We start from the raw sequence: 13963 nt of genomic DNA, 5'->3' as shown, positions 1-13963 counted from the left end.
AAATAGTAATATATATTGCTTAATTATTACAAAAATTGAACGCTCGTTGAATGTTTTTTTGTACAAAAAAACCACCTTAATTTAAGTTTAAGATGGTTTTTGTCAAAATAAAGCGATTAAGCGTGTGGCACAATCGCAGGCATTAAATCATGGAACGTACGACCGCTTGCGGTTTCGCCGATAGCGTGCATTTTCCATTCGCCATTATGACGATAGACTTTTGCCAAAATCAAAGCGGTGTGATTGCCTTGTGCCGATAGGTTGTAACGGGCAACTTCGCTGTTGTTATTGGCATTGATAATACGGCAAAACGCATTGGCAACTTTTTCAAAAGTTTGCCCTGTAAAGCTATTCACGGTAAAAACGAGCGATTGCACATTGGCAGGAATACGAGATAAATCCACGTTAATCACTTCGTCATCCCCATCGCCAGCACCTGTACGGTTGTCGCCTGTGTGCTGAATACTGCCGTCTTTGGATTGTAACTGACCGAACCAAATTGCATCAATCGGTCGTTTGTTGGTGTCAAACATAATGCAAGACGCATCAAGGTCAATGCTGTCATTGCCACCACCGCCACCAAACAAGCCACCCAAAAAACCGCCTGCTTTGCCAGAACTTGCCACGTCCCAACCCAAGCCCATTTTGACACGGCTTAATACACCGCCTGCTTCTTTTTCCAAAGAAATTTTTTGACCTTTTTGTAAACTTACCGCCATGAGAAAACTCCTGTTGTTGATAAAAATTTTATTGTAAAAAAAATTGTGAATAAATTATAAAAGACCGCCTAATAATCCACCACTACTACCGCTACTGGTACTGCCTGCATTGCCAGAGCCTAGCACGCTTTGTAGCCAGCCTTGATAATTATCACGGTTGCGAGAGCAAAGCACGACCTTACCCGCCCCAGAAAATTTTAATACCATGCCTTCACCACTGGTAACAGAATTGATGATATTGCCCAAAAAGCCTTTGTTTTGACTGGTAGAAACTGACAAGCTATATTGCAAACGGCTATCCCAACACACCACATGACCGTTGTCAATCAACACATCTTTGTCAGGAGTAACATCAATTTCAAATAAACAGCCAAAGCCAGATACGACAACTTGCCCGTGTCCATGCGTTTGCATGACCATAAAACCGCCTGTATCACCAAAAATCGCACCGCCAAGGTTACGCTGAATGTTGGCTTTGATTTCCACGTTGCCACTAGAAGCGACAAATGCCCCATCGCTTAGGGTGTATTGCACATTACCCACGTCCAAAATCTGCATATCGCCATCAAGCGTTGGGGCAAGTAGGCAGTCGCCTTCGCCACGCACCGCTTCAATTTTTTGTTGAAACAGCGATTCACCATTGGCAAAACGTCTCATTAAGGCTTGCATAATACCGCCTTGTAATGTGCCTTTGAGTTCAAGGTTGGACTCCATCATCACCATGGCATTGGCTTCGCAATGCACGATATCACCTTGCTTTAGGTTACAATGTAAAAAGGGTTCGTTATCGCCCAATAAATTAAATGTTACTGCCATCGTATTTCCATATATTTAAAAAATTATTTTAAAAATCGTATAAAATAAAAGGGCAAGCAACGCCTAACCCTTTTATTTCATTGATTTTATAAAATTAAAACATTATTAATATTTTATTCACAATTTTAATTAAACCGCAACGCCATATGAGCTTGCCAAAGGTCCTAAACCGCCAGCAAAACCTTGACCGACTGCACGGAATTTCCATTCGCCATTGTGTTTGTACAACTCACCAAAAATCATCGCCGTTTCGGTGCTACCGTCTTCTGACAAGTCATAACGAGCCACTTCGCTACCGCCTTGTGCGTTTACGATACGGATATAGGCATTACTTACTTGACCGAAGTTTTGGTTACGGGCTTGACCGTCATAGATGACCGCACAAAAGATGATTTTGTTTACATCGGCAGGGACTTTTGTCAAATCTACTTTGATGGTTTCATCATCGCCATCGCCTTCACCTGTGCGGTTGTCGCCTGTGTGTTCTACCGAGCCGTCTACTGATTTTAAGTTGTTAAAAAAGATAAAATCATTGTCCGCACGCACTTTGCCGTCTTCTTTTACTAAAAATGCAATCGCATCAAGGTCAAACGCTTGACCGTCTGTCGCACGTGGATTCCAGCCTAGACCGACAGTCATATTGGTTAAAGTAGGGGCTTCTTTTGAAAGATTTACGTTTCCGCCTTTGGTTAAGCTAATCGCCATGATAAATTCCTTATGTTAAAAATAAGTGTGAAAAGTAAAAAAACGTGGATAAAATCAGATTTTATTCACAAAAAAACTGTGTACCACATTAAAACAAAATTAAACTTTTGGCAAGTTTTTTCCGTCCATTTTTTAGCAAAATTGTGTTGTAAAAATGTATCTTTTAGCCAGATTTTTTTTGAATCCAATAATGATAAACATTGGCATAAGGGTCTGGTTCAGCATGATTTTGTGGATTAATCACGTCCTGTTGCTCAAGCAAGGTATGCCCAAGATGACGACAAAAGTTTGGAATATCTCGTGTGGTCGCAGGGTCGTTGGCAATCACGTGGATAACTTCACCGCCTTTTGCCTGTCGTATGACTTTATGTAGCAGCATAATCGGCTCCGGACAGATAAGTCCTTGTGTGTCAAGTTCATGATTTGATTGGATATTTGTCATTTTTTTCTCTTAATTTTTTCAATGATTTATTTGCGTGTTGGCAAAGGTTCGCCATGAATAAATTTAAAAAATCGTGTCAAATTGGCTTTAAACATAAACGCCACGCCAATCCATGACGCAAAGGCGACATAGCTACTCACCAAAAATAACCCAAAACCCACGCCAAGACAGGTGAAAATCATGCTCGGCTGGCTCAACCGATAACGATACAAAATAAACGCCACATAGCAAGATAGCGGAATAGTCAGCCCAATAAAACCATACGGTAAATAATAAAATCCTTGATAAATCAATGTGTTATCATGAAAATTTGGCAAGCTTTTGAGCGTGCCAAAAATCAAAAATAAGCCAATCGCTAGATAAATCAGATAAATGCTGATTTTGTTTAACGTTTGGGCTTGGCGGATTAAGCCGATAATCATGGGGGAAAATCCATTTTGTGAATTTTCTTGTGCTGATTGAATAGTTTCGGTCATAAAAAGTTTTCTCTAAGCCAACTGCCAAGCATAATCGCCGAAGCAATACTATCAATCGGCTCATTTTCATTTTTGATTAAGCCATATTCCCACGCTAGATTTTTGGCTTCACGACTACTTAACCGCTCGTCTGCCATGATAACAGGGCAGGGGATATGTGCCATTTCAAGCTGATGATTGAGCCGTCTGGCGAATTTTTTGGCACGATTGCCAAGCTCAGAATCCGTACCGTCCATATTCAGCGGTAAACCGATCACAATTTGGCTCACTTGCCATTCGGTGATAATGTTTAACAATTTTTGCCAATCAGGCTTGCCATTATCCATTTTAAACTGCATAAGCGGTGTCGCCGTTTGCGTGAGCGTATTGCCAAGCGAAATGCCCATTTTGCTAATGCCAAAATCCAGTCCCATGATGGTTTTTATTTGTGAATTTTCCATTGATATTTGCCTATTTTATGCTCGCCCAATTTCGGTGCTAAAAATATCAAAATTCACGCCCAATTGCTCGCTCACTGTTTGCCAACGTTTGTCATAATCGGTCTGAAACAAAACCGTTTGGCTTGCAGGGATAAGTAGCCAATCGCCGTTGGCAATCTCGCTTTCTAGCTGTCCTTTTTGCCAACTGGCATGACCCAAACACAGCTCAAAGTGGCTCATGCCTTGCCCTGTGGCGATACTGTGCAAAATATCTCGGCTCGTGGTGATACAGATATTTTCGCTCACCACAAAGGATGAAGCCCAAATCGGCTGTCCTGTGTGTAGCACAAAGCCGACTTCAGGATTTAACATACCGCTCATCAAGGGGCGTTTGTGGCGAAGTTCGCTTTGGGTTACGGCAATGTCCAAATCTTCAAATAGCTTGCTAATGTGCGTGTAGGGATTGGGCTTGTTAATAATCAAGCCTAGCACGCCCTGTTTGTCGTGGCGACAGATATAAATCAGCGATTTTTCAAAAATACCGCTGTCAATGTTGGGCGTGGCTAATAAAAAATGATGGGTAAAATTTGGGTTATTTGGCATTGTTTGACTTCAATTTTTGTTAAATTAATCTAAAAAATTATTGCACATTGGCTAATAGACTGCGAGCGTGTTCCAACGTGGTTTCGGTAATATTGATACCGCCCGACATTCTTGCCAATTCATTCACTTGTGCTTCACCGTCCAAAATCGTTAAATGTGATTGGGCTTGGTCGTCTTGGGTTTTATATACCAAAATATGCTGATGGGCTTGCGAAGCGACTTGGGCTTGGTGCGTAATCGCCAAAATTTGTTGCCCTTTGCCAAGCTCTCGCAACAATTCGCCGACCACTTGAGCCGTACCACCGCTAATTCCCACGTCTACTTCATCAAAAACCAATAATTGTTTGGTATTTTGGTGTAAAGGCATTTCTTCTGTTTCTCGGCAAATGCCTTGAGCGTCAATCACCTGCATGACCAATGCCAAGCGAGATAACTCACCGCCTGATGCGATTTTGTGAATCGGTTGCATAGGCATACCCACGTTAGCACTAAACAACAGTTCAATACTGGACACGCCTGTGCTTTGCGGTTTTTCCAATTTTTCAAAACAAAATTTGGCTTGTACATTTGGCAAGGCAAGCAGTTTTAACCGCTCTACCAAACCATCGCTTAAACGTTTGGCATTGTGTTGGCGTTTGCTATCCAAATCATTGGCAAGGCTCAAAAAATGTTGGTAAGAAACGGCAATCTCTTCAGCTAAGGCTTCAGGCGAAAGTCGGCTTTCTAATTCATCAAGTTCGGCTTGCCATTGCACCGCATCGTTTAATAATTCATCTGGCGTGGTCTGATATTTGCGAGCTAACCGATGAAATAACGACAATTGTTCATTAAGTATCGCCAAACGTTCTGGGTCAAGGCTTTGTCCTTCGGCATAGTCGGCAAGCGTACTTGCCACATCGCTAACCAAACTTTGGGCTTGGTACAGTTGTTCTACACAGTTGGCATAGGTTGGGCTAATGTCGGCTTGATTTTCGCACAATTTTATCGCTCGGGACAACAGTCGCATAACATCTGGCTCATCGCTGTCATTGTTTAACAAGCTGACCGATAAAGACGCTTGTTCTATCAAATTTTCTAAATTGGACAATTCATCATATTCTGCTTCAATTTCTTTGTAGTTAATATGAATAATTGGTTCAATATCGGCTAATTTATTGGTTAAAATTTCTATTTGTTGTTGGCGTAATTTTTCATCTTTCGCTTGATTCTCGGCTTGGGTTTTGAGTTTTTCATAATGCAAAAACGCCTGTCGCACATCATTAGCCAAAGCCGTTAAACCTGTGGCACTGTCTAGCCATTCGCTGACAAATTGCGGACGCAAAAGACTGTGCTGTGCGTGTTGGCTGTGGATATTTACTAAAAAATTGCCGAGAATTTTTAACTCATTCATGCTAATTGGCGAGCCGTTTAGCCATGCTTTACTGCGAATTGTGCCGTTTTGATTGGCTAATTGACGGCGGATTAACAAGATATTGTCATCAACTTGATAATTTTGTTCGTCAATCCAGTTTTGCACTTGTGGCAAATGACTGATGTCAAATTCGGCAAAAACGTCCGCTGTTGGCTGTCCATGCCGAATCAGACCGCCATCGGTGCGACCGCCAACACAAAGCTGTAATGCGTCTAACAACAAGGACTTGCCCGCCCCTGTTTCACCTGTAATCACGTTAAAACCTGTGTGCATTTGCATTTCGGCATTTTTTACCAATGCCAAATTTTGTAATGTCAATTGGGTTAGCATAAATTATCCATTGCCAAAGTTAAGGTTGTCAAAAGTTGTCAAAATCTCAAAAAATTGCCGTTATTTTAGCATTATTTTAGCACAATACACTATAAATAAAGCGAATGTTAAAAAAAGCAAGTCTTTATTCAAAAAATCCACAAAAAAAATCGCAAAAAGTCGCAGATTGATTTGCCTTTTTTTGTGTAAATTGTGTTAATATAAAACACCTTTTTATTTTATGATAAACCAAATTAACAAACAAAAGTTGGTTTAATTATCAAGATTGCAGGAAAAAAATCATGACTACATCAGCTCGTTTTGACCACGTTTCGGTGGAAAAAGTTGCCAACGTTTATTATGAGGGTCGTACCTTTAGCCGTACCGTTTGGTTTGAAGACGGTCGCAAAAAAATGCTTGGCATTGTGTTGCCATGCGACAATGAAGTTACCGAGTACGAGTTCAAAACCGAATCATCAGAACGCATTGAGATTTTGGCAGGCGAGTGCGAAATCAAACAAGCAGGTGAAACCGAATTTACCTACTACCGTGCAGGGCAAGCGTTTTTGGTGGAAGGACATAGCCGTTATGTGATGAAAAATGAAGAAGTGGTGCAATATATTTGCCATTTTGAAGGTTGATTTAAACATTTTAAGTAATTGGGTAAAATTAAATTGTTCTTTTGCTCCCTCCCCTAACCCCTACCCATTAGGGGGAAGGCTGGGGTGGGGGTAAAATAGCTAAGGAAAATCATGGCAAAACCTATCTATTTTTATGGCATTCATGCGGTGCAAGCCATTTTGCAAAATCGTGGTATTGATGGGCTTGCCCTGTTTATCCAAGACGGTAAACAAAATAAAACTGATGAAGCGGTTGAAAATATCATCAACCTTGCCAAACAATACGGCATTAGCGTGCAGTTTTCGGCAAAAGACAAACTCACCAAACTTGCCGAAAGCCCCCAACATCAAGGTGTGGTGCTACAAGCTCGCCCTAGCGATGTCCAAGATGAAAATGATTTAAAACTGTTGATTGACAAATACCAATCTGAACAAAAATCACTACTTTTATTAATTCTTGACCAAATCACCGATCCAAACAATCTCGGAGCGTGCCTACGAACGGCAGTTGCGATGGGCGTGTCAGCTGTGATTATTCCAAAAAATCACAGTTCCAGTATTACCCCTGCGGTGGCAAAAGTGGCGGTCGGTGCGACTGAATATATGCCGTTTATCCAAGTGACGAATTTGGCTCGCACGATTAATGAGATAAAAAAACAAGGCGTTTTTGTGTACGGTACGGCGCTTGACGATACGGCAAAATCGGTGCAAGATTGTGATTTGACAGGCGATGTGGCGATTGTGATGGGGTCGGAAGGCGATGGCATTCGCCGATTGACGGCGGATAGTTGCGACCAGTTGGTGTATGTTCCGATGACTGGCAATGAGCATGGATTTATTCAAAGCCTAAATGTCAGCGTAGCGACAGGCATGGTGTTGTATGAAGTTAGTCGACAACGCTTTAAGTGAATTAATTTTTAATAAATAATTGTTTTTAAAGGAAAAAGTAGTGGATTTAGAACAACAATTATTTGAACGTTATGTAACTATTGTAAAAGAAAATCAAGATTTTTTAGATAATAGTTTAAAAAAAGCAAATTTGCCAAAATTATTTTTGACATCTGTACCCAAAGGCTATGAAAACGCCCAACATAAAATTATGATTGTTGGGCGAGAAACAAAAAATTGGCTCACTGGCTTAAAAGACTTTCAATATGATGAACAAGGTATTCAATTATTAATGGATAAAAGTTCTAAAATTCAAGCCGATTTATCATTAGTCTATTGATTATGCTTGGCAGACTTGGATTTTTGGTGATTATGGAAGTGGTAAAATACCGCCGTTGGCACAAGTTTAGCACCAATACTAAAGTCATGCTAACCGCTACGTTGATTGTTAATTTGACCGCATTTGTCTTGTTGTTTTTGTTAGAACGTGGCAATGCCAACACGATTGGCAAGTTGACGTTAAGCGAACAACTTGGTGCGTCATGGTTTGTCGCTATTACCACCCGTACCGCAGGGTTTAACAACATTGATTTTGCTCAAATAATCGACAGTAGCACGATGTTAATCGTGTTTTTGATGTTTATCGGGGCTTTCTCGCAATTTTACACCCACATTTAGCACGACAGGGTAGTTTGTCATCATGTTTTTGATATATATGGGACGGCTAGGTCCTTTGACGTTGGCGTATTTTGTCGCCACGCCAAAATCCACTTGGATAAAATACTCAGAAAACCAAATATTAGTTGGCTAATTTGTGGTGCGTTTTTGATAAGTAACAAATTCAAACGCCAAATCAGATTTTTCATCACGCATTTTTTCGCTTGCATTGGTTTTGACAAAATCATTTGGAATGGCTGGATAAAAAGCGTCCGCACCGTCAATCACGGTATCTACATGGGTGATTTCTAGGCGGTCGGTGAATAGCATGGCTTGTTCAAACACTTTTTCGCCACCGATAATCCAAATCGTGTCCAAAGCCTTGCCATGAGCCAGCGAAGATGCTTGGGTTAAAGCGTCATCAAGGTTGTGAAAAATAATGACATTGTCAAAATCGGCTTGGTAATCGAAATTGGTGGTAATCACAAAGTTGGTGCGGTTTGGCAAGGGTTTTGAACCCATCGATTCAAAGGTTTTACGACCCATGATGACGATTCCGCCATCGGTTAATTGTTTAAAATGCTTTAAATCGGCAGAAATGTGCCAAGGCAGTTCGTTATTTTTGCCAATGGCATGGTTTTGGCTGATGGCGACTACTTGGGCGACTTCAACATTGGTGTAACTCATGGTTTTTCCTTTTTTATATCAATTTAAACAGAAACTTGTGCTTTAATAGTTGCATGACTTTGATAATTTTCAATGTTAATATCATCAAAATCAAAATCAAAAATATTTTTAATCTCAGGATTTAGCCACAATTTTGGCAAATCAAATGGCGTTCTGCTTAACTGTTCATTTACCTGTTCTAAATGATTGTTATAAATATGACAATCGCCCCCAGTCCACACAAATTCACCCACACCAAGCCCAGTTACATGAGCAATCATATGTGTGAGTAGGGCATAACTTGCAATATTAAACGGCACGCCCAAAAACAAATCTGCCGAGCGTTGATACAATTGACACGATAATTTGTTATTTGCGATAAAAAACTGAAACAGCGTATGGCAAGGCGGTAAAGCAACTTCACTCGCTTCTTTGGGATTCCACCCAGACACAATCAGTCGGCGAGAGTTGGGATTATTTTTGATTTCGTTTACTAACCAACTGATTTGGTCAAAACCGTCTGCATTATAACTGCCGTCTGGCTTTTGGCTTGCCCCAAAATTTCGCCATTGATGACCGTACACCGCCCCAAGTTCGCCTGCTGGCTTGCCAAAACGTGCGGTTTGCTCTGCCGTTGCCCATTCATTCCAAATCCGTACGCCATTGTCTTGTAAATATTTGACATGGGTGTCGCCTTTTAAAAACCACAAAAGTTCATAAATCACGCTTTTGGTATGAATTTTTTTAGTGGTTAAAAGTGGAAAACCATCGTTTAAATCAAATCGCATTTGCGAGCCAAAATAGCTGATTGTGCCTGTGCCTGTGCGGTCGCCTTTTTGCGAGCCGTTGGCTAACACGAGTTTTAACAGGTCAAGATAGGCTTGTTCGTTTTTTGAAATTATCATGATTGCTCTTTTTAAAAAAATGATGAAAAAATAAAATGATGGGTTATTTTAACAGAAAAAAAGACTAGGGCGTATCTATAATTTAGAACAAAAAAATTGCCAATTTTTATCATAAGTCTAAAAAGTGCAAAAAAAGCGATTTTATTTTTTAAATAAATACCATGATAAAATTGATGATTTTATTAAGAAAAATTTCCAAATTGTTACGTTGTTTTTACAAAATTATGCAAAAATCTGTGGTAAAATTGCCGTCCATTTTTTTTATTGATGATATCTTTATTTTTATGAAAAAAGCAAACAATTCTTTACGCATACTGGGTGCGTTATTATTGGCATTGATTGTCATTGCTGTGTTATTTTTGTATTGGCCCTTGTTTAAAAAATCGGTGCCACCTGCTGAGAATGAAACGCCTGTTGATGTGGTCGTGATTGGTGGCGGTATCATGAGTATGACGCTTGCGACTTATTTACAAGAGCTTGAGCCAAACTGGAAAATTGAGGCGTATGAGCGTCTTGATGGGGTCGCTTTGGAAAGTTCAAACGGTTGGAATAACGCAGGTACAGGACATTCGGCATTTGCCGAGTTAAACTATACACCAGAAAAAAATGGCGTGGTAGAAACAGAACGTGCGGTAAAAATTGCCGAGCAGTTTGAGATTTCTCGTCAGTTTTGGTCGCACCAAGTGGAACGTGGCAATATGGGTAATCCACAAGAGTTTATCAATCCTGTGCCACACATGAGTTTTGTGTGGGGTGATGCCAACATTGCCTTTTTGAAAAAACGTTATGAGGCGATGATTAAAAATCCACTGTTTTATGGCATGCAATTTACCACCGACCAAAATAAAATCCGTGAATGGGCACCTTTGTTGATTGAAGGGCGAGACCCTAATCAAAAAGTGGCGGCGACTTATATGCCACTGGGTACAGACGTAAACTTTGGCGTGATTACCAATCAATTAACCAAAGGTTTGCAAAAACACCCAAACTTTCGTTTGAATTTGCAACATGAAGTTACCGATTTACGTCAAAACGATGATAAAACGTGGAATGTTACCTTTAGCGATTTGGCAAATAATCAACAAAAAACCGTTAAATCAAAATTTGTCTTTATTGGTGCAGGCGGTGCGGCATTAAAATTATTACAAATGTCAGGTATTCCTGAATCAAAAATGTACGCAGGCTTTCCTGTGGGCGGTCAGTTCTTGTCATTTGAAGACCCAGCTTTGACCACTCGCCACAAAGCCAAAGTGTACGGTCAAGCCGAAACAGGTGCACCACCGATGTCTGTGCCACACATTGACACACGGTATTTGGACGGTAAACAAACCATGTTATTTGGTCCTTATGCCTTGTTTAGTACCAAATTCTTAAAAGCAGGCACATGGTTTGACCTATTTTCATCGGTCAATCATAACAACGTATTTGCCATGTTAAAAGTGGGTATGGATAACTTGGATTTAACTACGTATTTGATGCAACAAGCTCGCTTAAGCGATGCCGACCGTCATAAAGAGTTGTTAAAATATTATCCAAATGCCAAACCAGAATATTGGAAACTTATCACCGCAGGTCAGCGTGTACAAATTATCAAAAAAGACCCAGAAAAAGGGGCAATTTTGCAATTTGGTACAGAAGTTGTTGTGGACAAAGACCGCACCATTGCCGCATTGTTAGGGGCATCACCGGGGGCATCAACATCGCCACCAATTATGCTAACGTTGCTGGAAAAAGCATTCCCAGACAAAGTAGCGGCTGAATGGCAACCAAAATTAAAAACCATCGTACCATCATATGGTTTAAAAATTAACAGTAGCCCAGAATTAACCAACCAAATCCGCCGTAAAACCAGCACCACACTAAATTTACCTTATGTGGAAGTGCCATCTTCGGTAGATACAGCAACGCCAGCGGCTGATCCTGCAAAAACAGTGAACACCCCTGTAACTGCACCCAGCAGTGGCGTGCCAGCAACCAATTTGCCAGCACCAAAAACTGAGCAAAAAAATCAAAACGTAGAAATGCAAGCACTGTAAGCGTATGATTTTTATAGTGAATTAAGTCAAAAATCGGACAAAATCGTAGGGGCGTATTGCATACGCCCAGAAATGCAAAGTACGATTTCTAATTTAAAAAACTATCAAATAAAAAAGGCTTTATCATCATGATAAAGCCTTTTTTTGGTGGTTTTGACAACAAGATTATTCTAAACGTTCGCCATGAACACTTAAATCCAAACCTTGATATTCTTCTTCATCACTCACACGCAATCCGATGGTTGCTTGTAAGCCTTTGGCGATAATCCATGTTACCACACCACAATAAAGAGCAGTTGCCAAAATACCCTCTAGTTGTACCCAAACTTGGTTTAACATTGGCATAGATAGTGGACTGCCTGTAATCGCTGGGCTGACAAAAATTCCTGTTAAAACCGCACCAATCACACCGCCAACACCGTGCAAACCAAACGCATCTAAGCTATCATCAATTTTTAACAGACGTTTTAAAAAGTTTACCGAATAAAAGCAACCAATCGCTGTTAAAATACCGATTGCCAACGCACCGCCGACCGTGACAAACCCTGCCGCTGGCGTGATACCGACCAATCCTGCAATACCACCAGACGCACCGCCCAACATAGACGCTTTGCCACGCACCAACTTTTCAACCGCAAGCCATGCCAACACACCTGACGCTGCCGCCACTTGGCTTACCAAAATCGCATTGCCTGCCAAGCCATTGGCTGCCAATGCACTACCGCCGTTAAAGCCGAACCAGCCAACCCAAACCAAACCTGTACCAATCACAGTCAAAGCCAGATTTGAAGGTGCCATAGACTCACGCCCATAACCTTGACGTTTGCCCAACACCGCAGCCAACACCAAACCGCCGACACCTGCATTGATATGCACAACCGTACCGCCTGCAAAGTCCAACGCACCGTCATTCATCAGCCAGCCACCACCCCAAACCCAGTGGCAAACAGGGGCATACACCAAAACCAACCAAATCGCCGTAAACGCCATAAAGCTACCAAATTTGATACGCTCCGCCAAAGAACCTGCCAAAATCGCAACGGTAATAATGGCAAAAGTCATCTGAAACGCCACAAACAGCAAAGTCGGCACAGTCCCAGTCAAATCATCAATGCCAATGCCTGACAAAAACACATGGCTAAAACCGCCCACAAACTGATTACAACTGCCTTCACTAAATGCCAACGAATAACCGACCAACATCCAAACCACAGATGCCATCGCCGCTGCACCAAAACTGTGAGCCATCGTGCCTAAAATATTCTTTTTACGCACCATACCTGAATAAAACAATGCCAAACCGGGTAAAGTCATCATCAATACCAACGTAGTTGCGACCAATACCCAAGCGGTATCACCCGCATTTAATGTCGGTGTTTCTATTGCCAATGTTTCTTCGGCAAATGCCAAACTTGAAAAACCTGCCAACGTGGTAAAAGTCACAAATTTTTTGATAACAGACGTTAAATGAGTGCCAATTTTTGGCGACAAGAAACCATCACGCAAATCCATAAAAACCCCCTTTTCGTTTTTGTTGGTGCGTTATTTTGAAAAATTAAGAAAGGATTAAATCAAACGAGCGTTGAATTAGATAGCATTCGCCCCAGTTTCACCTGTACGGATACGAATCACTTGCTCAAGGTCAGACACAAAAATCTTACCATCGCCGATTTTGCCAGTGCTTGCCACACGGATAATCGCTTCAATCGCAGGCTCAACCATCTCATCAGTTACAGCAATCTCAAGTTTGACTTTTGGCAAAAAGTCCACCACATACTCCGCCCCACGATACAGCTCGGTATGTCCTTTTTGGCGACCAAAACCTTTGACTTCGGTAACAGTAACGCCTTGCACGCCAATCTCTGACAGCGATTCACGCACATCATCAAGTTTGAATGGTTTTAAAATAGCAGTAATTAATTTCATAACAATATCCTTTGAAAATTTAACATTGTTTGCAAAAATAGCTTGTGAAATTTTGTGTCTCAAAATATGTGCCAACTTTTTCAAAAATTTATGTTTAAAAGGGGGTGAAAAAATATAACTATTTGAAAATATTGATAAAAAATTTTTAAAACAATTTGCAAAACAATGTCAAGTCATGGGGTTAGGTTAGCACTTTATTATAACCAAAAATCAGAAATTGAGCCAATTATTCTAAAAATTTCCACAAAAAAATATCCATGCACCAAAATTGTGCAAAATTTCACCAAAATGGTGAATTTGTTTTATCAAACAACTTAAAGACTTATTTATAAAAAAAATGTTATCAAAGCAAGAAAATGTTATAA

The 13963-nt window shown here is 40.7% G+C and carries 16 protein-coding genes and 1 pseudogene; 5 read left to right on the top strand and 12 right to left on the bottom strand.

What is annotated here, in order from left to right; translation table 11 throughout:
- Positions 1–116 precede the first annotated feature (116 nt).
- From ACGTJS_RS03485 to recN, 8 genes are all read right to left on the bottom strand, one after another.
- Positions 117–719 (bottom strand): TerD family protein, encoded by a 603-nt coding sequence (locus tag ACGTJS_RS03485; protein ID WP_410472828.1) that lies wholly within the window; start codon positions 717–719, stop codon positions 117–119.
- 54 nt (positions 720–773) lie between these two features.
- Positions 774–1535 carry a TIGR00266 family protein gene (locus ACGTJS_RS03480; RefSeq protein WP_410472827.1) on the bottom strand — a complete coding sequence of 254 codons (762 nt, stop codon included), beginning with the start codon at positions 1533–1535 and terminating at the stop codon, positions 774–776.
- A gap of 129 nt (positions 1536–1664) precedes the next feature.
- Positions 1665–2240 (bottom strand): TerD family protein, encoded by a 576-nt coding sequence (locus ACGTJS_RS03475; protein WP_315041811.1) that lies wholly within the window; start codon positions 2238–2240, stop codon positions 1665–1667.
- 163 nt (positions 2241–2403) lie between these two features.
- Positions 2404–2682 (bottom strand): sulfurtransferase TusA, encoded by a 279-nt coding sequence (gene tusA / locus ACGTJS_RS03470; protein ID WP_410472826.1) that lies wholly within the window; start codon positions 2680–2682, stop codon positions 2404–2406.
- Between the two features lie 26 nt (positions 2683–2708).
- Complete coding sequence (locus tag ACGTJS_RS03465) at positions 2709–3158, bottom strand: hypothetical protein (RefSeq protein WP_410472825.1); 450 nt, start codon at positions 3156–3158, stop codon at positions 2709–2711.
- Positions 3155–3598 carry a Holliday junction resolvase RuvX gene (gene ruvX, locus ACGTJS_RS03460; RefSeq protein WP_410472824.1) on the bottom strand — a complete coding sequence of 148 codons (444 nt, stop codon included), beginning with the start codon at positions 3596–3598 and terminating at the stop codon, positions 3155–3157. The genes ACGTJS_RS03465 and ruvX overlap by 4 nt, the downstream gene beginning before the upstream one ends.
- Positions 3599–3613: 15 nt before the next feature.
- Positions 3614–4180, bottom strand: a complete 567-nt coding sequence (locus ACGTJS_RS03455; protein ID WP_410472823.1) for a YqgE/AlgH family protein — start codon at positions 4178–4180, stop codon at positions 3614–3616.
- Between the two features lie 37 nt (positions 4181–4217).
- Positions 4218–5921, bottom strand: a complete 1704-nt coding sequence (gene recN / locus ACGTJS_RS03450; protein WP_315041821.1) for a DNA repair protein RecN — start codon at positions 5919–5921, stop codon at positions 4218–4220.
- 281 nt (positions 5922–6202) lie between these two features.
- Here recN and ACGTJS_RS03445 point away from each other — a divergent pair, with 281 nt between their 5' ends.
- The 4 genes from ACGTJS_RS03445 to ACGTJS_RS03430 all read left to right on the top strand — a co-directional run bounded on the left by ACGTJS_RS03445 (position 6203) and on the right by ACGTJS_RS03430 (position 8086).
- On the top strand, positions 6203–6541 hold the full coding sequence (locus ACGTJS_RS03445) for a pyrimidine/purine nucleoside phosphorylase (RefSeq protein WP_315041822.1): 339 nt from the start codon (positions 6203–6205) through the stop codon (positions 6539–6541).
- Positions 6542–6652: 111 nt separating this feature from the next.
- The gene (rlmB, locus tag ACGTJS_RS03440) at positions 6653–7429 is read left to right on the top strand and encodes a 23S rRNA (guanosine(2251)-2'-O)-methyltransferase RlmB (protein ID WP_315041824.1); all 777 of its coding nucleotides are present in this window, start codon (positions 6653–6655) and stop codon (positions 7427–7429) included.
- Positions 7430–7469: 40 nt separating this feature from the next.
- Positions 7470–7748 (top strand): hypothetical protein, encoded by a 279-nt coding sequence (locus ACGTJS_RS03435; RefSeq protein ID WP_315041826.1) that lies wholly within the window; start codon positions 7470–7472, stop codon positions 7746–7748.
- Positions 7749–7750: 2 nt separating this feature from the next.
- Positions 7751–8086, top strand: a complete 336-nt coding sequence (locus tag ACGTJS_RS03430; RefSeq protein WP_315041829.1) for a potassium transporter TrkG — start codon at positions 7751–7753, stop codon at positions 8084–8086.
- Between the two features lie 129 nt (positions 8087–8215).
- Here the strand turns inward: ACGTJS_RS03430 and ACGTJS_RS03425 are convergent, their stop codons facing one another.
- Positions 8216–8752 (bottom strand): dihydrofolate reductase, encoded by a 537-nt coding sequence (locus tag ACGTJS_RS03425; protein ID WP_315041831.1) that lies wholly within the window; start codon positions 8750–8752, stop codon positions 8216–8218.
- Between the two features lie 23 nt (positions 8753–8775).
- Positions 8776–9636 carry a thymidylate synthase gene (locus tag ACGTJS_RS03420; RefSeq protein WP_410472822.1) on the bottom strand — a complete coding sequence of 287 codons (861 nt, stop codon included), beginning with the start codon at positions 9634–9636 and terminating at the stop codon, positions 8776–8778.
- A 284-nt stretch (positions 9637–9920) separates the two neighbouring features.
- Here ACGTJS_RS03420 and mqo point away from each other — a divergent pair.
- Positions 9921–11564 (top strand): annotated as a pseudogene (gene mqo, locus ACGTJS_RS03415) (malate dehydrogenase (quinone)); the annotation flags it as partial.
- A 273-nt stretch (positions 11565–11837) separates the two neighbouring features.
- On the opposite strand, the gene ACGTJS_RS03410 reads toward mqo, so the two are convergent.
- Positions 11838–13184, bottom strand: coding sequence for an ammonium transporter (locus ACGTJS_RS03410; RefSeq protein ID WP_410472821.1), 1347 nt, complete (start codon positions 13182–13184; stop codon positions 11838–11840).
- 75 nt (positions 13185–13259) lie between these two features.
- Complete coding sequence (locus tag ACGTJS_RS03405; RefSeq protein ID WP_315041841.1) at positions 13260–13598, bottom strand: P-II family nitrogen regulator; 339 nt, start codon at positions 13596–13598, stop codon at positions 13260–13262.
- Between the last annotated feature and the right edge of the window lie 365 nt (positions 13599–13963).

It is taken from the genome of Faucicola mancuniensis, assembly GCF_046523945.1.
Classification (GTDB): Bacteria; Pseudomonadota; Gammaproteobacteria; order Pseudomonadales; family Moraxellaceae; genus Faucicola; species Faucicola mancuniensis.
This window is presented reverse-complemented; position numbering and strand designations above follow the sequence as displayed.